Genomic DNA, 26,336 nt, shown 5'->3' with positions numbered 1-26,336 from the left:
GAGAATTATCGATGCAATGGGATGCAATTGCAGTTTTTATTTTCTTTTTTCTCCTCGTTACCGTCCTGGGCTTTATAGCGGCCCGCTGGCGCCGCGGTGACCTTGATCTCCTCCACGAGTGGGGCCTGGCCGGGCGCCGCTTTGGCACGGTTATCACCTGGTTCCTTCTCGGAGGTGACCTTTACACAGCCTATACCTTTATCGCTGTGCCTGCCGCAATGTACGGCTTTGGCGCCCTCAACGGCTTTTTCGCCGTCCCGTATACCTTTCTTGTCTATCCGCTCGTCTACCTGCTCATGCCAAGATTCTGGGCCGTGTGTAAGCAACATGGCTATGTCACGGCCGCTGATTTTGTGCGCGATCGCTTCGGCAGTGGAACCCTGGCACTGGTGGTTGCTATTACAGGCATCATCGCGACAATGCCATACCTCGCTCTACAAATGTTTGGCATAGAGGTTTCGCTTGCCGCATTAGGTATACCGCTTAATGTCTATGTCCTGGGCATACCGATCGATATTCCGCTGCTCATAGCTTTTATCATTCTCGCGGCCTATACCTACACCAGCGGCTTGCGCGCGCCGGCCATGATCGCCCTGGTCAAAGACATCATGATATTTATTGTGCTCTTCGTAGCGATCATCTACATTCCCATTAAGCTTGGCGGTTTCGGGCCGATCTTCACGGCAGCTCATCAAAAAGCTCTGATCAGCCAGCAAACGGCTGCCTCAACCCATCAGGCCCAGACTTTCTTTGATATCCTCAACCCGAAGCAATACACGGCCTATGTGACTCTAGCGCTTGGCTCAGCCCTGGCGCTCTTCCTGTATCCCCATTCGATTACAGGCGTTTTGAGCAGCAATAGCCCCAAAGTAGTAAAGCGCAATACAGCGCTACTTCCCATTTACTCGCTGATGCTGGGGTTCCTGGCCTTGCTTGGGTATATGGCTATTGCGGCAAAGGTGACACCATTGGCCGGCTTTGGCAATAATGGTTCGGTCCCGGCGCTCATCCTGGCAAGCTTCCCACACTGGTTCGCAGGCTTTGCATTTGCTGCCATTGCCATCGGCGCCCTCGTGCCAGCCGCAGTGATGTCTATTGCTGCCGCCAACCTGTTTACACGTAACATTTATAAAGAGTACTTCAACAAGAATGCGACTGAGCGCCAGGAATCGCAGGTAGCTAAGCTTACCTCACTCATCGTCAAGTTTGGGGCGCTACTCTTTATCCTTTATATTCCCACTACCTATGTGCTGAACCTCCAGTTGCTCGGCGGCGTCTGGATACTTCAGACCTTGCCCTCAGTCTTCCTGGGACTCTACACGCGCTGGTTCAACCGTTGGGCCCTGGTAGTGAGCTGGGCCGTAGCGATGATTGCCGGTACAGGCATGTTTATCGCCACTGGCCTGAAATCGTCGGTCTTCCCCATCACCATTGGCCCAATCAGTATTCCAATGTATGAAGCTGTAGCGGCACTGATTATTAATCTTGTGCTGGCTGTCGTCCTCACGCCAATCTTCGAGGCTATTGGAGCCAAACGTGGCCAGGACCTTACCTCTCCCAGTGACTATAATGAAGAACAGGCACCTTCTGAGCCGCTGGAGACGGGACGCGAGGCGCTGGGCTAAATAGATACATTTGCACTAAGCCTCCAGGGGATACAATGCTCATCAGAGTGTTGTATCCCTTTTATCATGGCAACATAGCCTTTTCAGGAGCCCGGCTATCTCTCGGGTGACCATTGGGCCGCTTCTACTGAGTTTGACCCCTCTAGAATTGATATGTTAAGCTATGGCAGTGCGTACAAAAGAATTCAACAAAAAGATGCTCTTCAAATCACCACTATAGGCAGCCCAAAGCTGGTGAGTTCGGCATTGTTCAACAGAATTTTAGCCAGGATGGCTTCTGCACAGGATAAAAGATTTATGGACTTTCACGACGAAAATTTTGAAGCAGAATCAGAAGAGATTGGAAGCGATGAGTTGCTCGCAGACGACAGGCTACGCCTTCCCGAGGACGCCAGTATTCTTGTACGCGTCCATGCTGTGCGCGCCTGGTTACTGCGCCGTCAGAAAGAGACTGGCCTGGAAGTTGGGGAAGCCGCGCTGGCTTTGCAGCAGCTCTATCAGGATGAAGCAGGACAAGTATCAAGGTTACGGCAACGTGAGCTCCAGAAACTGGTTCAGCGCGAGCAGCAGCAACTTGAGGGGGCCCAGCAACGCTTGAAAGCCTTTGAGGAAGCCCAAGAATTGCTAGAAGAGAGCCTCACCCATACAACCACTGGCGAGCGGGCGCTGGTTGAATATTATCTCACGCTTGATGATCTCTTAAACCCTCTTCATGAAGAAGAAGAGGAGCATCCGCTTCCATGGAGACAGGCCCTCGCAGAGGTACAGCACCGCGTCGAGCACGTAGGCACATCCCGCGAAGAATAAGCGTTTGCTCCCCCATTAACCTATGATTGAGCCATAAAGGGCACATTCGTTGTGCTGGCAAACTTCATGGTCAGCGACGATAAGGGAACTTGTGATGAGACCGGAAAATCGATAAAGCCACTTTTTGGGCCTCCTGGCATGGACGCCGGCGGCAATGAGATACGCTTGGGGCAATCTCTTGTCCATCAGGCAAGACCAGGCGCGTCAGCGAAATATAATCCACACCGACAGGCTGTGCCCCCTTATTCTCCGCCTGAGCCATTACACGGACCGTATAGACTCCACCACGCCGTCGATCATCCGAATATTTCGTGGCCAGCATGGCCTTAGTAACCGTGATATGAACATCGCCATAAGTGAAACTACGGTTTATATTGACAGTTTCGACAAGATTATTGATCGTGACGGTAGGCGTATAGGGTAAATCGCCAGTGACATTATTCGACTCACCCTCGGGCGGCGCATACAGGACTGCCAGAACTGTAACCACCAGGATGATCAAAATGCCTAGTATGGTCTTGTTGCGCGGCGATAATGATGATATAAACGATATCAACGAACGCTTTTTTGTATCTGGTTGCGACATAGCAGCGTTTTGCTCCTGATCCTATGCATATAATCACACATATTATAGCAAAGGTTGCACACAGGAGCTAACGCTATCTAGCAATCTTCTCTATAGTCCATCTGGAACGCTGATCGCCGCTGTCCTGGCGCGCTGATGCTCGGCCCAGGTTTAAGGTTGGGGCAAGAAATTCTGCGCGCCAAAGGAACCACCCAGCACATCTTTAGAGGATGCTCCCAACCAGCGGTCCAATACTGTGGCATAGACCGAACGAAAATCAATAGTATATTTCATATTCCCCGCACTATCCAGATTACCAAGACCGGGAGGCTCTCCAAAAATGCCCTTGTTTACCGGATTGCCAAGGATAAACATAGGAGCTGCCGTCCCATGATCTGTGCCCTGGCTACCATTCTCCTCGACCCGCCGACCAAATTCTGACCAGGTTAGGACCACGACATTATCGGCCTTGCTATGCTGCACGAGATCAGCATAAAAAGCTGCAAGGCCATCCGCCAGCGTCTTCATGAGAGTATCATGCGTGGTTTGCTGATTTGCGTGAGTATCAAAACCACCAAGGGTAACATAGCCTACCCGCAAACCTAAGCCCTCCACAATTGCCTGAGCCAATACTTTTAGTCCGGCGGCAAAAGGCCCGGCTGGATATTGTACGGTCGAATGGTAGTTAGTCGCGGCCTCGTGCAACTGCCGCCCACCTTCCTGAGCATCCAGGGCTGTCGTATCAAGCAAGGCGGCATAGGGAGCTGTCTTGGGATAGGAGTTATACAGCTTCATCAAGGTTTGCAGGCGTCCATTCCCCCTATCGGGATCAGCAGGATCTGCGGCGACACGATAGCTCTGCGTGCTGGTGAGCGTGGGAACCGGACGGCTGATTGAAGCCAGGGCCTGCGCGGTCTGCGTCCCGATATTCATGGCCTTAAAAGGATGGCCGTCCTGATCGACCCAGCCAGAAACCAGCTTGCCGAGCCAGCCTTCACTGCCATTCCCGTTCATATCAAGGGTCTGCCAGATATCCATAGCCTGAAAGTGCGAGAGGCTCTGATTTGGATAACCCACGCCTTCCACAATTGCCATATGCCCTTGATCCCATAGCTGCTTGAGAGGAGCCAGGTTAGGATGCAGGCCAAGGCGACCATCGATGGTTATAACCTTGTTCTCAGGTACAGCCAGCGTGGGACGCATCTGTCTGTACAACGGGTCCATATAAGGTATCACGGTATTCAAGCCATCGTTGCCTCCGGCCATTTGTACAACTATCAAAGTGCGATCACTAGCCGCCAGGGAAGCACGGGCCCCATCCAGGGACATAGCCTTCGCTGAAGCCACGCCACGACTAAAGATCGCGGGCATGACCATACCAGCCGATACAATCATCATGCCATCTTTTATTAAAGCTCTGCGCGAAAGTCTCATTGATATCTCCCTTATCTGGCCTTAAAGCCTATGCTGCCACATTTAATTGAGCTGATACTCGGGCAAACCCATCAGCAGGTAGAGGGTGCCGCGCACACGATTGAGAGGGTAGCCCTTCCCAGTGGACAGAGTAATCTCCTCGTGCGAAGAGGCCTTGTCCTGGGAGGTAAAGTAGCTGATGAGCTGGGTTCGTCGATCCGCAGAAAGATTGCCATCCAGCAAAAAGGCTGCAAAGTAATCGACAAAGTGCTCAGGCGAATCGATGCGATTTGCATTCACCACGCCCTGGAGGTCTAGCGCTTGAGAGGCATTGTTTGCACTGCGGCTACCAACCAGCAATAGATCGATATAATTCAGGCGAGCCAGCCAGGTGCCGCTGTTGAGCCATAACGAGCTTATCTTATCGCCTGGCCAGCCGGCGACATTGGGCGGATCAAACAACGTTTGCCCCATTCCAGCGGTCATGCGCCCCAATTCATTCCCATCACCTGGCCTGCCAAGCGCGCGATACGTTCCTACGACAAACTCTGTGGGCGACTTGATACGGCTGTGATAGGCCTTCGGCGAAGAAAACTGTGGCGAAAGGAGCAGCGCGCGCATTACCGCGCCTATATTGTGATTGCTCTTTGTATAGGTATCGACAAGTGGCTGCAAATCGGTCTCACTCGGGTTCTCGTAAGCGAAAAAGGTGAAAAGCTTACGGCAGATGAACCAGGAAGCCGCCGGATGATTGGCGAGAATGTGCACCACATCCTTATAATCGAGATTGCCCGTATGCCCAAGGTATTGCTTCATCTGGGTATTATGATCGGCGGCTACATAGTGCGAGCTCGTCGTGCTCCCAACGACATGCCAGCCTGTCAGGGAGGCCGCTCCTGCCGTCACATCTTGCTGCGTGTAGTGGCCCAGCCCGAGGGTGAACAGCTCCATCAGCTCGCGGGCATAATTCTCATTGGGCGCATGCTTCCTGCTCTTCGTAAGATCAAGATAGACCAGCATGGCTGGATCGCTTGTAATGCCTAGCAGGATATTATCAAAGGTATCAAAGGCATGCTCACGAAAAAATTGGTTCTGCACTATCATGCGCATATATGCCTTGGGGCCGCCAACTTTACGATAGCTACTGGTCAGAACGCCATGCCAGAAGAGTGTCATCTTTTCCAGCAAGGGTCGCTGCGTCCAGGCCATGCGCAAAAGCCACCAGCGCTGCTGATCAATGGGTTTATTGAGATCCAGATTTAAGGCCTTAAGACGATTCTCCATGGCGTCATCTGAAACTTGCTGGTAGTTGAGCAAGCGATCAACAGCGCCGTTAAAACCAAGAGGCCCATAGGTTGCCAGGTCTTCAGGGAGCGCGCCAAAGCCTGCCCGGCGAAGCAAATGGCCGATCTGCGCGTTACCAACAAGCGGGCCTTGCCCCAGCCCTCCCAGTATGCCATGCTGCCATAACTGTTCAGTTCCCACCCCGGCGGCCAGCGCAACTCCTGCCCCCAAACCCAGGGCGCCCAACAGCTTGCGTCGCGGCCAGGCGCTTTTTTTTCCGGCCGGCTCTCCTGGCGTTGTAGCTGCGCTTTCCTGGGATTTAGCTACTTTGACCGCGGGGCGCTTATCGGTCTGCTCGTCGTCCTTCCGGGGCGCTGCCGGCTGATCGTATATACTCATGATCATGCTTCCTTATATTTGCTCACATATCTGAATACAGGAGATACATCACATGAAACGCAACAACAAAAACTATCCATATTTATTGGATGAGCTGCTATTACTGGTCTATGCCCTTCTCGTCTCAGCAATAAGCAACTTACTTCATGCTCATTTCATCTAGCTGCCCTATACTGTGTTTTGCTATGCTGACAAAGCAATATTGCAATCTAACAGCAGGGACTATTTAATTTATCCATTTGTATTTTAATGAGTAAAAATTAAGAAACTCTCAAGAGGATATAAGGGTTTGACCAAGGTTTTGGCAATATTTTTATGTAGCGCTAATGATGTTATATCTTGCTTCTATCCATCGACCTGTAGTACAGTACCCCAGAGTAGCAGCCAGGTCTTTTTCGCAACCCTGAAGCGCGCTTTTTGTCACCTTCAGACAGGCGCAGCAGGAAAGAAAAGAAGTTGCCTGTATCTCACTTCTCCTCGCGCTATAGAAATCCTTGATGGAAAGGAAGACGTGTCAACGAAACTATCTCAGGTCCAACAGGATGAGAGTGCTCACATTAAGCAGCCAGCTACCAGTAAGTTTGAGCGCCTGTTACCATATACATTTCTGCTCAGCGCAGAGCTCGCCCTTTTGCTCACGGGAGCTATATTACCTCTACATGGGCTCTGGTTTCACGCGGCCCTACTTATACCGCTTAATCAGTGGCTCCTTTTCCCTGCTCACCTACTCTTTCCCGGTAAGGAGCTCACTCCTACGCTCTTTCAGCTCAAAGATGTGCCCCCTACCGTGGCCCAAAGCTGGCAGGCAACAGGATTATTGCTCGGCGCATTTATAGTTATATTTGTGGTCTACGCGGGAGCGATCTTCTATCTGCCTCGCCTCGTCAGGCGGCGCGCTATTATCCTGGCCACAATCTTGCTAGGCACAACTTGCATTCTTATGCCTGTCGTTCTCTCACCTGATATTTTGTCATACATTAGTTATGCGCGCATGGGTGTAATCTATCACCTCAACCCGCTTGTAGCTATCCCAAGAGATATACAACACGATCCCATCTATCCTCATCTCTACTGGATAGATCAACCATCGGCTTACGGGCCAACCTGGGCGCTACTCAGTTGCGCCTTACAATGGCTTATAGAGCTCTTCTTCGGCCCACAAAATATCGGCATGATGGTTCTGGCCTTGCGTGTGCTTGGGCTGATCTCACATGTTTGCGCTGTCTTACTCGTCTGGGCAATAGCCGGCCATCTCCTACGTCAGCAGAAGATCCCTCTCACGCCAGCAAGAGAGCGCGCACGCACCCTGGCTACGCTGGCCTTCGCCTGGAATCCGCTGCTCCTCTTCGAGGCCTGTGTCAACGCCCACAACGACACCATCGTTCTCCTGTTCGTCTTGCTCGCGCTCTGGTTTCTTGTGCGCACGACAACGATCAGGCCAGCTGCTTATATACCGGCAACCATTCTACTGGTTCTCGCCGCCTGTCTCAAAATCAACGTCGCGCTATTCGTGCCGGGCCTGCTTGTTTTCATATGGGCCCAAACCCGCCAACTGCGCGCTGCAATTATAACCTTAGTACTCTATGGTGGACTAATTATTGCCTTCTATGCTCCCTTCTGGCAAGGAGGCGCTATTCTGAATCTTCTGCACGCCAACCCTGGCACTTATCGCGCAATCAACACGTTTCCAGATTTCTTGAGCCATTTCTATAACAGTATCGTGCATCTCGCCGGCTATCCCCTGGCTGCCGATGCAGGCTCGCCGGCCGAAAACGCCCTGCGCCTGGCCAGTCTTGGGCTCTTTGCTATCTCCTACTGCCTGCTTTGCTGGAAAACTATCGGGGCAGCAATCAAATTACGCCCATTGAGCATAGCGCCTTCTTCCTTCACCGTCTTGCAGCTTATCAGATGGATGGCGCTGGCCTGGTTTCTCTACAATATACTGGGTTCGCCCTGGTTCTGGCCCTGGTACACAACTATCTTCTTTGGTCTATTCGCACTGCTGGAAGCCACAGGCGGAGGAAATATACGCAAGCCAGCTTTTCTCGCGCGCTGGAGCTCGCCCTGGCTGGTATGCATGCTAGCTTTTAGTATGCTTAGCCTCTACTGCTTTCATACATGGGCCCCGTCAACAAGCTTTGTCGCCTGGTTGCCGGGCTTCCGTTGGACATACCTGCGCGGATTATGGGCCTGGCTCGTTCCGCCACTTACTATCTGGGCCTTATCTCTTGTCCTGCACAGGCAAAAGTCCCAGGCAGTTAGCCAGAAGCTAATCAATAAATAGAGAGATGATATATTTATGAACGACCTTACTAAAATCTATATTTCTATCTGTACTCGATGCCTATCCTGAGAGTCTGTTAAAATGAAATTTAGGAGTTCAAAGGTATGATACCCACACCAGGACAACCCAGGCGCAAGAAGGGCTTACTTATTCCTGCACTTATTGCAGGTCTAATTGTTATAGTTTTGCTAGCTGGAGCCAGTGCCTGGTTCCTTGCGAATAGAAACCAGCCAGGGCAAGGCAATCAGACACCTTCGGTAACACCAACCGGGTCAGCCCCTAACGGCAATGGCCAGGCTATTTCGCCGTTTCTCTTTGGCACTAATCTGGGCCTCTATGATGCTCAGGACCAGGTTTTGACCTCAGCCACCACGCGTCAGCTTCTCCAACAGCTACATATGCGCATTATTCGCATGCCCAGCCGGCGCAGCCTTAACGATACCACTGTGGCGCAAGCCGCCCAGGTTATCAAAAATCTTGGGGCGACGCCGCTGGTAGTGCTCCATGGGGAGGAAAAAACTCCCAACGCCCTGGCTGAAGATACGGCGATTGTGAAAATCATGAACGACGTCTTTGGCCACAATATTGTTTACTATGAATATAGCAACGAAGACGATCTGGCCGGAATTTCTGCCGATCGCTATACAACTTCATGGAACAAGATGGTCCCCCAGTTGAAACAGCTAGCTCTCAATGGACAATTTATTGGCCCTGTCAATTATCATTATGACGGCAAATACCTGGGAGCTTTCTTGCAGAACGCAAATCCGCGCCCCGATGCGATTAGCTGGCATGAGTATGCATGCGATTCCTCCTGGAGCGCAAGCCGGTGTATAACCGAGATCGGCGATTGGAATACACATATCGCCAATGCACGCAGCCTTATGCAAACTGATCTTGGCAAAGAGTTGCCCATCATGATTACCGAGTGGAATTACGCTCCTAATGCTAACCCGAATGATGGAAAGCTTACCGATAGCAATTTTATGTCGACCTGGACGACAAAGGCTATTCAGACCCTGGCGGCCAACCACATCTTTGCCGCTATGCAATATTCGTGTACCAATGGAGCTATTACACTCATTTCCAATGACGATACCCTGACTGCCCAGGGGCAGGCCCTTGAAGCCCAATATAAGAACATCATTGTCGATAAAAATCAACTTACCCCTATCGCTAATGCTGCCAGCCAGGCTACGCCGACAGCTGCCAATGAGCCCGGGGGGCCTGTAGTATTCTCCTTCGAAGATGGTGGCCTGAGCGGTTGGAGCGGGCATAGCCAGGGCATTTCTAATGTCCAGAATACGACAAGTGTAGCCAAGGACGGCAGCCATTCTCTAGAAGCTAGCCTCAGTAATACAAGCAGCAAGAATTTCCCTTACCTCTCCATAGGTTCTGCTAATCTGTCAAATTATCCTAAACCCGGACAAACCATTACAGCATATGTCTATCTATCAAGCAATTCTGTCAACTTACAGGCGAAAGTGTTTATTGTTGATGGCGACTACAAATGGCATTCAGACCGTATGGTTACGCTAACGGCCGGCACCTGGAACCGCCTGAGTTATACTGTCCCCCAGTCATTTAATGGCCAGCCCTCGCAACTGGGCATCCAATTTAATAGCACAACCAGCAATGGACCAGGCTGTAACGTCTTTATTGATGCGATAGGCTGGAGCTAGCCATCCATTCCGCTCCTTTAGATCTCCGCCGGCGTCCACTAGCAAGTTAGTGGGCGCCGGTTTTCTTCTGCCTATATACATCTTATTCAATTGACACAGATCATTAATACGGCTACTATTGTAGTACATATCGCTTTTAAAGTAGTGAAATCAACAAACTATTTCTATTTAGTACTGGCTTTACGGATTGAGGGACCTGCATGATTACAGCGACTGATTACATAGGCAAACACCTGGGGAATTACTGCCTTACAGCTAAAATTGCTGCCAATCCTCTCAGCTATACCTTTTTAGCGGAACCTACCTCACTACCCACGGGGCAAACTGTAGTCATCAAATACCTACACGCTATCTATATTGGAGCAGTACAGGATCAGGAGCGCTTTCTTGCTGAAGCGTATCTCTTCAAGCAATTGCATCCTTATATCCTACCGATCCTCGATGCAGGCTTTGATAAGGGTGTGCCCTATATTGTGAGCAAGTATATGGCTGCTGGCAACCTTCATGACCGCTTGTTGCAACAAGAACATTACCCTATCACACTAGAGCAAGCCCTCACAGTTATTTCACAGATCGGGCAGGCACTCCACTACATCCATCAGCGCAATATCATCCATGGCAAACTTAGCCCCCATAACATTCTCTTTAGCGATAAAGGAGAGGCCTTGCTGGCCGATCTGCCATTCACGTCGCTGCTCCCATTCTTGCCAACAACCAGCCCTGTGGCCAACGAGGCAACATCGCGTACCGACCAGTTACAAAAAATCTCGGTTCCAGGGAAAGAGGAAGATCAATATGCCCTGGGCAGCATCGCCTATGAGCTCTTCACGGGGCGCAAGCCATTCACCACACCATCGCTTCACAACCCAGGAGTGTGCTATAAAACGAAAACCTTGATCTCGCCAACACGGCTTAATCCCGCGCTCCCCCTACATATTGAATATGTGACCCTTAAAGCGCTTGCGCGAGAGCCCTCACAACGATATAGCAGTATTCAAGCTTTTTTGGCAGCCTTGAACTCGTCGAATTCCGTGCGAGAGCCAGCGAGAGATGACAACGCAAACAGTAATCCTTGTGCCATTGTCCCCGTACAGACACAAGCCATCACTCTACTAGCTAACGCCAAAAATTCCCACGTTTCGGCTCCAGACGCAGAGGCTATTGTAGAGCCAGACGGGACAGCTAGCAGAGCTGTTATCCCTATCACAGAACAACATCTGGTTCTTCACGAGCAGAAGAACGTTAGAAAAATAGGCCGACACACAGCTAAAAGGAAGCCGCAGGGAAAGCGACAAGAGCTGGCCTTTATCCTCATCTTCAGCATGCTCACGGTTGGCAGCATTGTTGGTATATTTCTTTACGCCCTCATGCCTGTTTATGCGCCACAGAGCCTGGCTATCAGCATTCCGCCACATATAGCCACCTATGAGCAGCATTCGGTACAACAGAACGTTATCCAGCCCATGAGGACAGCTGTGATTGTGCCGCGCGCCATTTCTCCCACACCGGAGCCAGAAATCCTGCATCTCAACCCTACACAATTCAGCTTTGACAACTGCGCCCGGTATCATAACTATTATATCTGTCAGGCTCATTTAAGCCTCAGTTCAGATATCCACACGAACCTTGACTGGACAGCATCAAGCAGCGGAACAAAAGCCAGATTTATTCCCGCCTCAGGTACGCTTGTCCCCGGCCAGACAACCTCTATCAGTATCATCATCTCTACCTGCACCCACAACGGTTCCTTCATTTTCGCGGGAGGAAAAAACGTTCTGCGTGCCAATTGGAGCTGTTGATGCTCAAGGTACAGGCCTATTTGATGATCAACTGATGGATAATATCGAGCAGATCACGTACATGAAATGGTTTCACGATTACCTGCTCTACGCCAAGGCTCACGGCATCGGGCCCGCCAGTGCCGGCCGTAATAACCACAATTGCCGGAAGAGGATACAGCGCCTGCCATTGCTTATGTAAACGCTCCAGGAAGGCCTGGCCATCCATACCAGGCATAGCGAGATCCAGGAGAATAACTGAGGGGTAGCGTCCCTCGCGCGCAGCGTTATTCATCCAATCAAGAGCTTCCTGGCCCTCGGCGGCTTCTGCAGGCTCATAACCATCAAGCTCAAGCGCCCAGGAGACCATATCACGAATAGCAGGATTGTCGTCTACCACCAGAACGACGGGCTGGCGATCCGCACTATGATGTTGAGGCTGGTTCATACACCCCCCTATATTGCCTCACCTAGACTATTTTTCTCCTGTTCGAGGGATAAAAGACCATGCGCAACATACATGCAAACCTCTCTATCGTTGCCAAAAACGCGGTTAGCCGCATGGTCATCAAAATGTTGTCAGCAAGAATTCGCGTATCGTTTCAAGGAATGTTACTGGTTGCTCCAGATTTGCTAAGTGGCCAGCCTGTGGAATTACCGAAAAAACCGCTCCAGGAATCTGGCTGGCATAATTCTGAGCTATGTAAGGCGGAATCAAGGCATCATTCTCGCCAACCACCACCAGGGCCGGGCAGGAAACTGTGGCCAGGAGCTCAGTGGAGTCGGGGCGCAGAGCCATCCCGCGCGATGCCGCGGCCAGGCCACTCCCCGTATTTGCATTGGCTATATGTCTGATCTGGATCTCTACTTCTTGATGCTGACGACGGGTATGATCTGAGATAAGGTTGGGTAACTGGAAATCAGCAACAGCTTCGGGCCCCTGGGCCTCGGCAAGCTGCGCAAGCCGTTCACGAGCAGCTTTTGCTTCTGCAGTATCAGCCGTGGGTTTTGTATCAGCAAGAATCAATCCATTTATGCGCTGGGGATACTTCCTCAGAAATGCAAAGGCTGCGTAGCCCCCCATTGAGAGGCCACAGAGGCATGCCTGTTGCATCCCGAGGAAATCCATCAAACCAGCTATATCATCAGCAAACATCTCCATGGTCGAAACGCTGGCATTGATCCCACTCTCACCACATCCCCGAAAATCTGGGGCAACAAGGCGAAATCGCTGTTCCTTGAGTAACTCCACAAGCTGATTATTCCACATGCTGCGATTGAGCGGGAACGCATGCAGAAAGATGATCGGCTGGCCGGCGCCATGATCATCGTAGGCAATATCGACACCATTGATGTTTGCTTTCAATGCTCTCTTACTCCTGTGTCTTTATAGCTTCATCGGCCTGTTCATGTGCATGATAGGAGCTACGCACAAAGGGGCCTGACTCCACATGCCGGAAGCCCATTTTCTTGCCTTCGGTCTTAAGCGCGGCAAATTCTTCCAGCGGCACGTAACGCTGAATAGGAAGATGCTGGAATGAAGGGCGCAGATACTGCCCTATCGTCAGAATATCGACATCATGCGCGCGCATATCCTGCATTACGGTGATCACCTCATCCCAGGTCTCGCCAAGGCCCAGCATAAAACCTGACTTGGTACGGGCGGCAGGATTCATCTCCTTGGCCCATTTGAGCACATCAAGGGAGCGCTGGTAAATAGCCTGCGGGCGCACCTGCTTATAGAGCCGGGGGATGGTCTCCACATTATGATTAAATACATCAGGTTTAGCATCAATCACAACGCGCAGCGCATCCTGATCGCCCTTGAAATCAGGCGTCAAAACCTCGACCTTGCAGTCAGGATTTAATCTGCGTATCCACCGAATCGTTGAAGCAAAGACTGCGGCGCCACCATCCTTGAGCTCATCACGGTTTACCGAGGTCACCACGGCATGACGCAATCCCATCTGCTGCACGGCTTCTGCCACGCGCTTCGGTTCCTCCCAATCGAGGCCCAGAGGACGCCCTGTCTCTACAGCACAAAAACGGCAACTGCGTGTGCAGATGCGCCCCAGAATCATAAATGTTGCGGTTTTGTGCCCCCAGCATTCGGCGATATTGGGACAACGCGCCTCCTCGCATACGGTATGCAGCGACTGACCACGCATCAACTGCTTTAATTGCTTATAGTTTTCTCCCTTTGGGGCAGCCACCTTGAGCCAGGCCGGCCGACGCTCTGGGATCATAGTCGTCATAGCAGTTTCCCTTGCTTTAGTTTTGGATATAACTGACATCCTTCGGCTATCTTTAAATCGGATAGCCGAAGGCGCTACTTACTTAATAGACATCTATCTCTCGACCATAGCTTTGCAGCTTTGTACGCACAGCTTGCAAGAATCCTCCGGCTCCTGCACCATCGAGGATGCGATGATCAAAGGATAAGCACAGGTACATCATAGAGCGTACGGCAATCGCATCATCCTCTATCACCACAGGCCGCTTCACAACTGCATCCATGCTCAGGATGCCCGCATGAGGCTGATTGATAATCGGTACTGATATAATTGTACCAAATGTGCCAGGATTATTCACTACAAATGTACTATTTTGCATATCCTGAATCGTCAGCTTATTGGCGCGCGCGCGCTGCGCTAGAGCATTAACCTGTTTGGCCAGGCCAGCCAGCGTATACTGATCGGCATCATAGACTGTTGGCACCACTAAGCCAGCATCAGTAGCTACCGCCATACCAAGATTTATGCGCCGTTTGACGATGATCTTGTTATCTTCAGTCCAACTTGAGTTCATCAAGGGGAACTTGCGAATGCCCTCGCAGACTGCCTTCATGACAAAAGGCACATAGCTGATGCCATATCCCTCCCGGCGCTTGAAGTCTTCCTTATTCTTCTCAAGCCATTTGGCGATATTGGTCATGTCGATCTCAACAACAGTTGTGGCATGCGGCGATGTGCGCTTACTGCGTACCATATGCTCGGCAATGGCCAGGCGCATGCGGTTCGGCACAATCAGCTCTTCATCCTCACCAACAGAGGTGGTAGCGACAGGAGTGGAAGCTGGAGAAACAGGTTGAGACGCTTCTACCCTGGAGACCGGGGCTGGAGCCGGCGCTGTGGCAACAGGTGCGCTATACTGCGGCGCGCTCTGCCGTTGCTCTAGATAAGCTAGAATATCCTCTTTGCGCACGCGTCCGCCTGCACCGGTGCCGGCAATATCGTTGAGATCAATGCCATGCTCGCGAGCTAAACGCCGGGCCAGGGGAGAAATGCGCTGCCTCTCCTCTTCACGCGTATGCGCCGTCGCAGTATCTATAGCATGGGCACCGTTATGTGTCCCCGGCACGAGGCTCTCGACCTTCTTTTCGACAATTCCGGAACCTTTGGCATCAGAGAGCGCAGCTGGTGGCGTCTCAGCTGCCGGGCTGGGCGTAGCGTTGACATCAGCACTCTCTTCGATTAAAGCAATCTCGGTGCCCACAGGCACGGTTTCATCGGGTTTCACAAGGATCTTTGTGAGACGACCTGCGACAGGGGACGGTAGCTCGGCATTGATTTTATCGGTAATAATCTCCGCCAGAGACTCGTCTCGCTCCACATAGTCGCCTTCCTGTTTAAGCCAGGCTCCTATTGTTCCCTCCGCGACCGACTCGCCTAACCGAGGCATCTTTACTGGTGTTGGCATGCATGTACTCCTTTGTACTCAGTCTAGTACGCGGCAAGCTTTCTCGCCGCCGTAAGAATCTTTTCGGCATTAGGCAGATACGCCTCTTCAAGAGGTGGTGCATAGGGGAAGGGCACATCCGGGGCCGCCACGCGGGTGATAGGCCCATCCAGATATTCGAAAAGATCCTCTGCCAGTAGTGCAGATAATTCGGCCCCAATCCCTCCTGTCAACACATCCTCATGGACAATGAGCACTTTATTTGTGTGTTTCACCGACTCTGTAATGGTTTCATAATCGAGCGGGGCAAGGCTGCGCAGGTCCAGCACCTCAACTTCCAGGTCATCGCTTTCCTCCAGAACCTGAGCTGCGCGCAAACATTGATGGACCAGAGCTCCATAAGTGAGGATCGTCATGTCCTCGCCTTCGCGGCGCACAACGGCCTTGCCCAGAGGCACCACATAATCCTCCATAGGCAGTTCCTCACGCAGCTCTGGCATACGATAGAGCAATTTATGCTCCAAATAGAGCACAGGATTATTATCGCGTATTGAGGCCTTGAGCAGCCCTTTGGCGTCATAAGCAGTCGAGGGCGCCACTACCTTAATGCCCGGGACATGGAAAAACCAGGCTTCCGGGCTCGACGAGTGGAACGGACCGCCCTTGGTACCACCACCCGCAGGACCGCGTATCACCATCGGTACTGGCATACCTACACGCCAGTACATCTTCGAGGCCATATTAATAATTTGATCAAAACCACAGGTTATAAAGTCTATATATTGCATCTCGGCAATTGGGCGCATGCCCATCAAGGCTGCTCCTACTGCGGAACCGATGATAGCCGCCTCGGACATAGGAGTATCGATGACGCGCTCTGGCCCAAACTCCTCAAGGAAGTTTGCGCTCACCTTAAAAGCTCCGCCATATGTGCCGACATCTTCTCCCAGCAGAAATACAGCCTCGTCGCGCTGCATCTCTTCACGAATAGCCTGGCTTATCGCCTCTAAATAGGTTACTTTCTTCTCGCTCGTCATCGTCCCACGGCCTCCTCTGCCTTACTGATGGTGCTGAACGGTTGGTTAATGCGCCTATCGAGGGCATTGATATAGCGCGAGTTATCCGCGCCAGGTTCACCGACAATCGCTATCGGGCCATCAGGGGCAAAGACGTAATCAGCCACAGTAGTTGCATCCGGCGCCGGGCTGTTTTCAGCAAACCGTACAGCATCATCAACTATTGCCTTGACTTTCGCCTCAATCTCAGCTTTTGTGGCATCTGTTAAGACTTGTTCATTCTTTAAATATGCTTCAAAGCGCTTAATTGGATCTTTTGCTAACCATTCGTCGCGCAGCTCTTTGGGCACGTAGTCGGCCTTATCGGCTTCAGAATGTCCGCGCACTCTGAAAGTTTTGCACTCAACTATGGAAGGTCCGTTCCCGCCACGAGCACGTTCCACGGCTTTTCCAACGGCCTCAACCACGGCCAGCACATCATTGCCGTCAACGGTTTCGCCGGGAATATCATAGGCTTTGGCGCGCTCAGAGAGGTTTTGTACAGCGAACTGCTTATAAGTAGGAGTCGAATAGGCATAGCCATTGTTCTCAATTATGAACACCAGTGGCAGTTTCTGCACCGATGCAAAGTTCACAGCTTCGTGAAATGGTCCAGTATTCGTCGCACCATCTCCGCAGGAAGCCAGTACAACAGTGGGGCGCTTACGCATCTTCATAGTCAGAGCGACTCCGCACGCTACAGGCAACGATTCCCCCAACAAACTGATCATCGGAACAATGCCATGATGCATATCTCCTATATGGATCTGCCCATCACGGCCCAGGGTAGGCGCATTTCCGCGCGCCAGCCATTGGCACATGACCGCGCGTGGTGAGGTGCCCCGCACCATATGCATTCCTAGATCTCGATGTTGAGGAACGATGAAGTCCCCATTGCCCAGCGTCATTGCTGCTCCAACGGTAGTAGCTTCATGTCCCTGTGCTGTGTAGACGCCACCGACAACCTTCCCTTGCAAGAAGAGTGTACGGGTGCGATCCTCCATAGCACGGGTGAGGCGCATAAAGTGGTAAATCTGTAGCAGGTCAGCCCGCTCTAAGTTTTTTCCAGACATCAACTAACTCCTTAGGATCGGAAGGTGGCAAAAAAAATCACACACCCTCATTTCATTGTCGCGCGCTTTTTTGAGAAAGTCAAGCACTCAGTAAGGAGCTAAGCGAGCTTCGGCTTGAAGAGAAGTTTAAAGGTGGGGCCGCTCCAGCCATACGCCAGCAGGCAGCATCGCTGGCCCTTATCTATTTGCCAACGTCGCATCGATTGGTAGGCGCGGCGAGTAAGCATAATGCTACAATGTTTCCTTGAGCAAGTTACTTTTCAGCGCCTTTGCGCCTCGGCGGCGGCTATCTCCTGGCGCAGATGCTTAATACGCTGGCGATACGCATCTTCAGGCTGCCGATACCCCAGCTTGGGCTTATCCCCCATGCTCACATGCCACTTGCGAAACGCCAGGCCAATTTCTGTTTGATAGAGCGCTTTTACCCGCATCCATTGCTTAAATCCGCTGCGCCTGAGCACACGCCGCTCTTCTTTTGTGCGCTGGAACGAGTTTTGCAGGAGGGCATACTCATTCACCTTCACGATCCCGTCGCTCACCTCCGAGGCAAGAAATTCGCGAATAACTGCGGCTTCATGGGCCAGGGATTTGATCAGGAAATAGATCAAGATGATCTGGGTTATAAAAGGAGGGATATAATCGCCAACGACTGCCAGCACCGAGAACATGAGCGCCGGGCTGTTCGCTGGCGAGTTAACCGCAACCGCGTAGGCAAAGAAGCTAATAAAGTCAAAGACGCTATGCAGGCCAACGGCACACAGATAGCCAATGAGCGGGAAGGCAATATGCCGCCACTTCACGCGCGTGTGCCTGACATAGCCAAGGGCCGCCCCAAAGCACACAGTAAACGTCGAGTGGCAGAGCCAGCCCAATACAATACGCCCGATAAAGAGAAATAAAATCAAATCCTTCGGGTTCTGCAAGAAGTAGATAAAATCCTCTACCATCGCAAAACCTGCCCCGATCAGAGCTCCATAGATAATTCCATCAGTTACATTATCGAATTCATCGCGCAGCACCACAAATAGCAATAACACTCCCAGGCCCTTTACGGTCTCCTCGGCAATTCCGGCATTGAGCCCTCTTACAGCAGACCAGAGCAGGTTGTTTACCTCCGGCCCCAGAATGTTTTGCATAAAAGCTGTAACGTTCTGTTCGATCAACAGGGAGGTAGGAATAGCAATGATCGCGCCCCAAAAAAAGGCTGCCAGGCGCAAAAACCAGGGCTCACGCTCATAGCGATCGATAAAGTCGACAAGCAGGCTAATCGCAATAGCCGGCAATAAAGGGATCGTCAGGTCCGCGACGATGGTAAAGAATCCATTCTTTTGCAAAGCAGAGACGCCTATCAGGCTGCTTAAGAGCAGTGTGCAGGCCAGCAAAACTGCAGCAACCGCAACCCCGGCCCCGGCAATCAGCCAGCGCATGCGCGCGTTCAAACGCTGAGGCAAAGCAAACTGCATAGTAATGCCTGCCCCCAGCAAATTCTCCTCGTTGTCCTTCCATTGATGGGCGACCATCTCGGGCTCGGGCTGCTCAGGCAGTGGAGGCGTCGAAGCTAAAGAATAAGCGGCCGGAGGCACGCGCGCCCCTTGTCCAGAAGGCTTGAAGGTTGCTTCAATCTGAGATACCTGGATGATCTTTTTCCAGATACCATTAGAGCGCGCATGCCCATTGGCCGAGGCTCCATTCGCCGAAGAGAGTGGCTGTATAGCAGCTTCAGAGGACTTTGATGAACCATTTAGTGGCTCAAGGCATAAGAGCTGTTTATCTTGTACAGGGCTATACTCCAGTAAGGAATGCTGAGGGGCAATCAATTGCAGTATTGTGCTCCCTAGCACAAGAAAATCCTGCGGCGACAGCGGTAAGCTACTACCACTGGGCACCTGTCGTCCATTCACACGCACGGTATTATGCAATGTCAGATTGAAGATATGCCATCCTCTTTCATCTAACACCAGGCGAGCGTGCTCGCGCGACACGGTAGGGTCCATCAGAATAATTTCATTGCTTAAGGCTCGTCCGATGGTTGTCTCGCACCGCGTCAGTAGATGGACCAACCTCTCATCTGGTAGCCATCCCGTGGGATATCTGTCCTGAAGATTGTCCATTGCATTGGCCGGGGGACAAATGCGTACAACCCGTAATACACCATAATTTTGACTCATGCTATGTTCCTGGCACGCAAGGTGGTACTATACTACCAGATGCTCTTACAAACATTCCCCATTGAGAACCACACCTCACCGGCTGCCTCCATCCAAGAGACAGGGTAATCGATAAGTTGCTATCTATTATCCCAGACTCGCATCTACAATCAGCTCACCCGCATATTCTGCTACCAGAAAGCATAACTGCTCCCAACGCGTCAACACCGCGGCATAGCGTTCCCAATAGTCCAGGGCCTCTTCTTCCATCTGTAACCAATATTTATACGCCTCATGGCTAGCAAAAGTTAAGTTCATGCTATATCGTGTCGCATCGTCGGCCGTATAGGCTATACGAAATAAGGCAAACCGCTTTACTCCGGGAATCCAGCGCTGCATCTCTAAAAGGCTAGAAGTGGCCAGGTTTTCCAGATCGGCAGGAGTGGCCTCGGCTTTGAGCTGCCATATGCGCACACAAGAGAATTCTCCCATAAACGCCTTTCCTGAAAAGTTCTACTTTACTATACATGGGAATGGCTTAGATGACAAGTGCTGCCACGCCCTGAAACTTCCTGGGCAGCCTATTGGGCGCATACCTTCTGCACGTTTGAGCGTGGCAAAGTCCTTCACGCCTTCTCAGCGCTTATGCTAAATAATCCTGGTACGCCCCATACCCATTGAAGTTTTATAGCCTATGCCACAATAAAAGGCAAGATAGGCCAGCAATAGCAATTGCTGACGCACCGTCAGTGGGGTCTCCTGGCTCGTCTCTTCATCAGGACCGCGCAGATGATACTTACACGTACCTATAAATCCCTGCTGTACATGCGTCGTAAACCTGACATGGTGCGTCTTCAGATCGTAATCAGCAACAATTACCCCGTCTTCCTGAATATATTGCTCGATGCGCTCCCTCTGCACCCAGCCGACCATCTCGGGTGGTGCAATATCCTCCCAACGTCGTACCAGTCCAGGAAAGACATACATTGGTAAGGGAAGGCGCGCATAGTGTGTTCCATAGCCTCTTTTTGTATTGCTGCGATTAAAGGTTGTCAGGGAAGCAAATTCCAGCCGTAGCGATTCTACGTTCCCAAGCTTGAGCTGCTTTACTTTTTCGCTTAGCTCAACTATCGAGGTAAAACCAGTCCAGCCACTGGCCTCGTTATTGTCCATCACAACTTCTTCGAGCAAAAAATGTTGCTTGCCAATCAGAATAAAGGGCGGCCTGACACCCTTGCCCTCCTGCTTATTAAAATTCAAGAGCGTATCATAAAAAAGGGGAAATAATTCGCCAAGCAGTAACGTAATGCGTAATGTATAGACTTTCGCGGGATCGAGAGGCAAATGGGTATTCTCGCGTTCTGCCTCTAACATTCTATACGGTGACAAAGGAAACAACAGACTAGAGCAAGTAAAAAATCTGCGTCTGTTTCCATCATGGAGCCATGTAGCGACTTCGGGCGCCGTCTGCTTTAACCAGTGCAGCCATGCACCGTGTACCAGCTCGCCAGAGAAAGGCATTAGCGTGCCATATTGTAGGGGACGTAATTTCAGCGCGAGTGCATAGAGCCTGGCCGGTGCTGTAGAGGAGAACGACATATCCATTCACACAGTCCTTTTCCGTAAATATAGGAAGGTACTTACCATCAACCAAACTAATCCTCTTACCTTAGAGGCGCAGGAAAATCCTTTTAGCATATTTTACTTATATATTCTATGATCCTTCCATCCCTATGGTACAATTCGGTATGATATTGGCAATATAGGCTATGCTTAGTCTCGATTCTTAAAGTAAAAATGCTATCTCGCTCTTTATCCTCAACTATCTATACGTGCTAAAGATCGGATCGTTGAGGGGGTCCTGATACTAATAAACTAAAGAGAAGGGATTATTCCCGGGCCTGAAGATTATGCAACGCGAACTATACAAGATTGATTCCTTGACACTCCATGTATTACAGCGAGTCGCTAGCTATTTTAGTGATCACCATACGCGCGCCTATCTCGTCGGAGGTGCGCTTCGCAATCTGCTGCTCGGCGAGTCCTTCACCGACTGGGATATCGCTGTACATGGAGATGCTCCCCGGCTAGCCCGTCGCCTGGCCGACAAACTACATGGTTATTACGCCTATATGAATGAGAAGGCAAGCCGTGTTGTAGTCAAAGAGGATGCACACGGACTAAGCCTTGACATCTCTCCTATGCTTGGAGATGTTATAGAGGAGGATCTGCGTCAGCGCGACTTTACAGTTAACGCGATGGCAGTTCCATTGGACAACCTTATTCAACATTTTACCACGGCAGCGCCACTCACATTAATCGATCCATTACAGGGCCTTGACGATCTTGATGCCCGCATTCTCAGGGCCTGCAACGAGGGTATCTTTCGCCATGATCCGCTGCGTATGTTGCGCGCGGTCCGCTTTATGGCTCGCTATCGATTGACGATTGAGAGCCATACCCAGAAATTCATCTCGCGCGATTCGTCTTTATTGCCGCGTGCAGCCTCTGAGCGGATTCACGAGGAGCTCTATACGATCTTACGCCTGCCAGGGGCAACTGAACGTTTACGCTTCCTCGATCAACACGGCCTCTTCACAGCTCTCTTTCCTGAATTTATCGCAGCCCGGGGAATGCCTCAACCTGCCTTGCACTATTGGGATGTCCTGGAACATTCTCTGGAAAGCGTTGCGGCCCTCGAACATCTGGCTTCGCTCTGGCAGCAAAGCCCACAAGAAATCGCCTGCTCGCCTCTTGAGAATAGCGAGCAGCACGATCTCCAGGAAGTGCGCACCCTGCTGGAGCAAGCGGAGCAGGAGGGCATCTTTCAGTTCACGCAGCTCACGGCACCGCCAATGAAACTGGCAGCTCTTTTACATGATATCGGAAAGCCGGTCACTTATGCTGTAGATGACGAGGGCAATATTCATTTCTATGGACATCCACAGGCCGGCGTGCCTCTTGCCCAACAAATCATGCAGCGCCTGAGCGCTAGCACACACGATAGGCGGCTTGTCCAGCAGGTGGTGGCCCATCATATGCGTCCGGGCCAGCTCAGTCAGACAACGATTACAGAGCGCGCTATACGCCGCTACTTTGTTGAGCTTGGCCCCGCAGGCATCATTGTTGCGCTCGTCTCTCTTGCCGACCATCTGGCGATGCGCGGGCCAGAGCCCCTGGCGCGCACCTGGTATAATCATCTGGCCACAGTACGCTTGCTTCTTACGCGCTATATTCGCGAACGCGAGCGCATCTTGCCGCCCAGGATCATTCAGGCCGAAGAGCTTATGCGCCGCCTGAAAATCGCGCCTGGGCCGCTGGTAGGCCAGCTACTCGATTATATTGCCGAGGCTCAGGCCGAAGGCTTGATCCATTCAAAGGATGATGCACTCTGGCTAGCCGAGGAAAAATTGCAGCAATCACAGGCCGAGAGCTGATACAATTGAAGGACTATATTTACTGATGCTCTTGTTTAGCAGGGAAGAGAGATTCTTACGTCGCTCTCTCATATATAGATAGAAGAAGACGTATCTTTTCAGCCCGGTAAATCAAAGCTAAAGAGCATTTTTAGCCTGAATTAGCAACACTTTGGTGTAAGAGAAGAATTTTATGGATAAATGTTTCGCGGTACAGTTGACAACCATAGCGCCATGACGTACCATTACGTTGGCTAGAAGTGTAAGGGCGACACCTTGTGTTCGCCCTTGCTTGCCTGTTTGGAGAAATTTGTGAAGACAATCGCGATATTCTATCAGGGGCGAAAGCAAGATACATCACGTTTTGCTGCCCAACTCGCTCCTGCACTGCAAAAGCAAGGTTACCAGGTCCATGCGATTGATATCCGCCAGGAAGGACCAGAATGCGCGGGTCCTGCCCTGGAAGGCTGTGACGTAGTACTTGTTCTGGGAGGAGACGGCACGATCGTACATGCCGCGCGCCTGTGCTCATGCATAGGCGTACCTATTATAGGCATTGATTTTGGGCGTGTTGGCTTCCTGACCGAGCTTGAGCCTGGTGAACAGCTCTATGAAGAGTTGGCCTATTATCTTGAGGGAGATAAGTCGGTCTGGGTCGATGAAAGATCCATGCTTAGCGCTGTCCTTGAACAGGATGGGCGACGCGAAGAGTTCCTTGCTTTGAACGATATCGTGGTCGCGCGCGGCACATGGCCACGTGGGGTACAAGTACGTGTCTGGGTCGATGACTATTATTACAATACTTCCTATGCTGATGGGATGATCCTCTCGACAGCAACCGGTTCAACCGCGTATAATATGGCTGTAGGGGGGCCGCTACTGCATCCGCAAGTCCAAAATAGCGTGCTTACACCTATAGCACCACATCTAGCGTCTGACCGTTCGGTAATTTTACCCCCTGAAGCTTGCGTCAAGCTTCAGATCTTCACAGGCTCGCAAGATGGCGTCTTTTCAGCCGATGGGCAGTTGAATCGTGAGGTCAAAAACAAGGCTATCGTTACTATTCGCAAGAGTCCCTACGTCACCCGGTTCCTGAGACGTAGGCCACCAACGTACTTTTATCAACTTATACAAGAAAAGCTAAAAAGCGACAACAAGTCACAAACTAGCGAAAGTCACTATGTTACTTGAGTTAAACATCAAAGATTTCGCTATTATCGACAACCTGCACCTTCGCCTGGATCGCGAGTTTAACGTTTTCACTGGCGAGACTGGAGCAGGCAAATCTATCATCATTGATGCCGTTAACGCTCTCCTCGGCGGTAAGATTGGGGCTGAGTTTGTGCGCGCGGGATGCGAACGTGCCACCGTGGAAGGCATCTTCTCACTTGACGCGCTCTCTACTCCCGATATACAGCGGCAGGAAGCCGAGGAGCTGGCTTACGCAGCAGCGAGTACGGCCCATACGATTTTTGAGGCCTTTGAGAATGCTGAGAACGGCTATGCGCGCCACACGCATAATGTCGACGCTAATAGTGCCGATGCGCGCCTGGCCCTTGCCAGTTTGCTTCAGGAATATGATATTACGCCTGAAGGGGATCAGCTTATTCTCTCCCGCGATATCTTTCGCTCGGGACGTACTGTCGCGCGCATCAATGGACGAGCCATGTCACAGCAGATCCTACAGCATGTAGCGAGCTGGCTTGTTGACATTCATGGTCAGAGCGAGCATATGAGCCTGTTAAGGCCAGATCAGCATATCAATTTTCTCGACCGTTATGCGGAATTGCTCCCTCTGCGTGAAGAGCTCGGCAAGAAGGTTACCGAGTGGCGAAATGCACGCAAAACTCTCCAGACGCTGCAGCAGAGCAAGCACGACCAGGATAGGCGCGCGGAGTTTCTACGCTTTGAGATTGAGGAGATTGAAAAGGCAAGCATTCGCCCTGGCGAGGATGAGGAACTTGAAGCCGAGCGCCGCGTCCTCAACAACGCTGAGCGTTTGCGCGAGCTATGCACGCTCATTTATGGCTCTATTAAGGGTGCCGATATTGGCGGAGATGAGCTGAATCCAGCGCTTGATCAGTTACGTGTCGCGCAACGAAGTTTAAGCGAACTGGTGCGTCTTGATAATACCATGGCTGAGTACGAGGAAAATCTGGCCGAGGCCATCTATCAGCTGGAGGATGTTGCGGCCAGCATCAGCAGCTATGAGACTGATATTGAGGATAACCCGTTGCGTCTTGCCGAGATCGAGGAGCGCCTTGATCTACTGGCCAGGTTGCGGCGCAAGTATGGTGCTACGATCGAGGAGGTGCTTCAGCGCGCTGCCGAAGATCAGGCTGAGCTTGAGCAGATTGTGAACAGCGACGAGACTATTCTCAAGCTGCAACAGCAGGATAGCCAGTTCCGCCGGGAGATCGGCGAGATTGCCCAGCAGCTCTCACAGAGGCGTCAAGAGGTGGCCAGCTACCTGGCGGCGGCGATGGAAGCCCAACTTAATGATCTCAATATGCGCCGGGCGCGGTTCCAGGTCGAAATCATGCAAAATCCCGATAGCCATGGCGTACCGGCCAGCCTTAACGGCGGCCCCGAGCAAAATTATGCTTGCGATCAGACGGGGATAGATCGCGTCCAGTTTCTCATCGCCCCCAATCCTGGAGAGCCATTCAAGCCATTAACCAAGATTGCCTCGGGTGGCGAGACCTCACGCCTTATGCTTGCCCTCAAAACGATTCTTGCCGGGGCAGATGCAACGCCGACCCTTATCTTTGATGAGATCGATTCGGGCATCAGTGGACGCAGCGGTCAGGTTGTGGGCGAGAAATTATGGCAGCTCACGCATAACCACCAGGTCATTTGCATTACGCATCTTCCACAGATCGCCGCCTTTGCCGATACGCATTATAACGTGAGCAAGCATATTATTGAGGATCGCACTGTCACTGTGGTTACGGAGCTGCGCCCAGAACAGCGCTCGAAGGAGATCGCGCATATCATGGGAGGCAGTGTGACCGAGCTGTCGATGAAGAGTGCCGAGGAAATGCTCTCGCGCACGCAGCAGTGGAAAGAGGATCGCATCCACAATCTGTCGGGCTAAAGGGGCCATCACAGCTAGCATTGGCCCCGTTCC

At 51.5% G+C, this 26,336-nt stretch carries 20 protein-coding genes; 8 read left to right on the top strand and 12 right to left on the bottom strand.

Annotation, left to right across the window (positions count from 1 at the left end):
- The first annotated feature begins 11 nt into the window (after window positions 1-11).
- Together mctP and EPA93_RS40290 are read left to right on the top strand one after the other, a co-directional pair.
- The gene (gene mctP, locus EPA93_RS40295; RefSeq protein WP_129892948.1) at window positions 12-1,625 is read left to right on the top strand and encodes a monocarboxylate uptake permease MctP; all 1,614 of its coding nucleotides are present in this window, start codon (window positions 12-14) and stop codon (window positions 1,623-1,625) included.
- 297 nt (window positions 1,626-1,922) lie between these two features.
- Window positions 1,923-2,432, top strand: a complete 510-nt coding sequence (locus EPA93_RS40290) for a hypothetical protein (protein WP_129892947.1) — start codon at window positions 1,923-1,925, stop codon at window positions 2,430-2,432.
- A gap of 70 nt (window positions 2,433-2,502) precedes the next feature.
- Here EPA93_RS40290 and EPA93_RS40285 read toward each other — a convergent pair whose 3' ends face one another.
- From EPA93_RS40285 to EPA93_RS40275, 3 genes are all read right to left on the bottom strand, one after another.
- Entirely contained in the window at window positions 2,503-3,018 is a 516-nt protein-coding gene (locus tag EPA93_RS40285; protein WP_129892946.1) for a hypothetical protein, read from the bottom strand.
- 150 nt (window positions 3,019-3,168) lie between these two features.
- Complete coding sequence (locus tag EPA93_RS40280) at window positions 3,169-4,431, bottom strand: DUF1501 domain-containing protein (RefSeq protein WP_129892945.1); 1,263 nt, start codon at window positions 4,429-4,431, stop codon at window positions 3,169-3,171.
- A 42-nt stretch (window positions 4,432-4,473) separates the two neighbouring features.
- Window positions 4,474-6,093: a DUF1800 domain-containing protein gene (locus EPA93_RS40275; RefSeq protein WP_165423719.1), complete on the bottom strand. Its 1,620-nt coding sequence runs from the start codon at window positions 6,091-6,093 to the stop codon at window positions 4,474-4,476.
- 511 nt (window positions 6,094-6,604) lie between these two features.
- On the opposite strand from EPA93_RS40275, the gene EPA93_RS40270 reads away from it, so the two are divergent.
- From EPA93_RS40270 to EPA93_RS40260, 3 genes are all read left to right on the top strand, one after another.
- The gene (locus EPA93_RS40270) at window positions 6,605-8,377 is read left to right on the top strand and encodes an MptA/MptB family glycosyltransferase (protein WP_129892943.1); all 1,773 of its coding nucleotides are present in this window, start codon (window positions 6,605-6,607) and stop codon (window positions 8,375-8,377) included.
- A 104-nt stretch (window positions 8,378-8,481) separates the two neighbouring features.
- On the top strand, window positions 8,482-10,059 hold the full coding sequence (locus tag EPA93_RS40265) for a hypothetical protein (protein WP_129892942.1): 1,578 nt from the start codon (window positions 8,482-8,484) through the stop codon (window positions 10,057-10,059).
- 200 nt (window positions 10,060-10,259) lie between these two features.
- Complete coding sequence (locus EPA93_RS40260) at window positions 10,260-11,858, top strand: serine/threonine protein kinase (RefSeq protein WP_129892941.1); 1,599 nt, start codon at window positions 10,260-10,262, stop codon at window positions 11,856-11,858.
- Window positions 11,859-11,874: 16 nt separating this feature from the next.
- Here EPA93_RS40260 and EPA93_RS40255 read toward each other — a convergent pair whose 3' ends face one another.
- The 9 genes from EPA93_RS40255 to cas6 all read right to left on the bottom strand — a co-directional run bounded on the left by EPA93_RS40255 (window position 11,875) and on the right by cas6 (window position 21,395).
- Complete coding sequence (locus EPA93_RS40255) at window positions 11,875-12,285, bottom strand: response regulator (protein ID WP_129892940.1); 411 nt, start codon at window positions 12,283-12,285, stop codon at window positions 11,875-11,877.
- Between the two features lie 120 nt (window positions 12,286-12,405).
- A complete protein-coding gene (locus EPA93_RS40250; RefSeq protein ID WP_129892939.1) occupies window positions 12,406-13,203 on the bottom strand; it encodes an alpha/beta fold hydrolase in 798 nt (265 codons plus the stop codon).
- Between the two features lie 7 nt (window positions 13,204-13,210).
- Window positions 13,211-14,092 carry a lipoyl synthase gene (gene lipA, locus EPA93_RS40245; RefSeq protein WP_129892938.1) on the bottom strand — a complete coding sequence of 294 codons (882 nt, stop codon included), beginning with the start codon at window positions 14,090-14,092 and terminating at the stop codon, window positions 13,211-13,213.
- Window positions 14,093-14,174: 82 nt separating this feature from the next.
- Window positions 14,175-15,536 carry a dihydrolipoamide acetyltransferase family protein gene (locus EPA93_RS40240; RefSeq protein ID WP_129892937.1) on the bottom strand — a complete coding sequence of 454 codons (1,362 nt, stop codon included), beginning with the start codon at window positions 15,534-15,536 and terminating at the stop codon, window positions 14,175-14,177.
- A gap of 23 nt (window positions 15,537-15,559) precedes the next feature.
- The gene (locus tag EPA93_RS40235) at window positions 15,560-16,552 is read right to left on the bottom strand and encodes an alpha-ketoacid dehydrogenase subunit beta (protein ID WP_129892936.1); all 993 of its coding nucleotides are present in this window, start codon (window positions 16,550-16,552) and stop codon (window positions 15,560-15,562) included.
- Entirely contained in the window at window positions 16,549-17,643 is a 1,095-nt protein-coding gene (locus EPA93_RS40230; RefSeq protein WP_129892935.1) for a thiamine pyrophosphate-dependent dehydrogenase E1 component subunit alpha, read from the bottom strand. The genes EPA93_RS40235 and EPA93_RS40230 overlap by 4 nt, the downstream gene beginning before the upstream one ends.
- A gap of 260 nt (window positions 17,644-17,903) precedes the next feature.
- Window positions 17,904-19,811 carry a PrsW family glutamic-type intramembrane protease gene (locus tag EPA93_RS40225; protein ID WP_129892934.1) on the bottom strand — a complete coding sequence of 636 codons (1,908 nt, stop codon included), beginning with the start codon at window positions 19,809-19,811 and terminating at the stop codon, window positions 17,904-17,906.
- A 126-nt stretch (window positions 19,812-19,937) separates the two neighbouring features.
- A complete protein-coding gene (locus EPA93_RS40220; protein WP_129892933.1) occupies window positions 19,938-20,282 on the bottom strand; it encodes a hypothetical protein in 345 nt (114 codons plus the stop codon).
- Window positions 20,283-20,438: 156 nt separating this feature from the next.
- Window positions 20,439-21,395 carry a CRISPR system precrRNA processing endoribonuclease RAMP protein Cas6 gene (gene cas6, locus EPA93_RS40215; protein WP_129892932.1) on the bottom strand — a complete coding sequence of 319 codons (957 nt, stop codon included), beginning with the start codon at window positions 21,393-21,395 and terminating at the stop codon, window positions 20,439-20,441.
- A 305-nt stretch (window positions 21,396-21,700) separates the two neighbouring features.
- Between cas6 and EPA93_RS40210 the strand changes: the two genes are divergently transcribed.
- The 3 genes from EPA93_RS40210 to recN all read left to right on the top strand — a co-directional run bounded on the left by EPA93_RS40210 (window position 21,701) and on the right by recN (window position 26,303).
- Complete coding sequence (locus EPA93_RS40210; RefSeq protein ID WP_129892931.1) at window positions 21,701-23,227, top strand: tRNA nucleotidyltransferase/poly(A) polymerase-related protein; 1,527 nt, start codon at window positions 21,701-21,703, stop codon at window positions 23,225-23,227.
- Between the two features lie 291 nt (window positions 23,228-23,518).
- A complete protein-coding gene (locus EPA93_RS40205) occupies window positions 23,519-24,397 on the top strand; it encodes an NAD(+)/NADH kinase (protein WP_165423718.1) in 879 nt (292 codons plus the stop codon).
- Window positions 24,387-26,303 carry a DNA repair protein RecN gene (gene recN / locus EPA93_RS40200; RefSeq protein WP_129892929.1) on the top strand — a complete coding sequence of 639 codons (1,917 nt, stop codon included), beginning with the start codon at window positions 24,387-24,389 and terminating at the stop codon, window positions 26,301-26,303. Before EPA93_RS40205 ends, recN begins: the two co-directional genes overlap by 11 nt.
- The last annotated feature ends 33 nt before the right edge of the window (window positions 26,304-26,336 follow it).

Origin of the sequence: Ktedonosporobacter rubrisoli (assembly GCF_004208415.1) — a bacterium.
Classification (GTDB): domain Bacteria; phylum Chloroflexota; class Ktedonobacteria; order Ktedonobacterales; family Ktedonobacteraceae; genus Ktedonosporobacter; species Ktedonosporobacter rubrisoli.
This window is presented reverse-complemented; position numbering and strand designations above follow the sequence as displayed.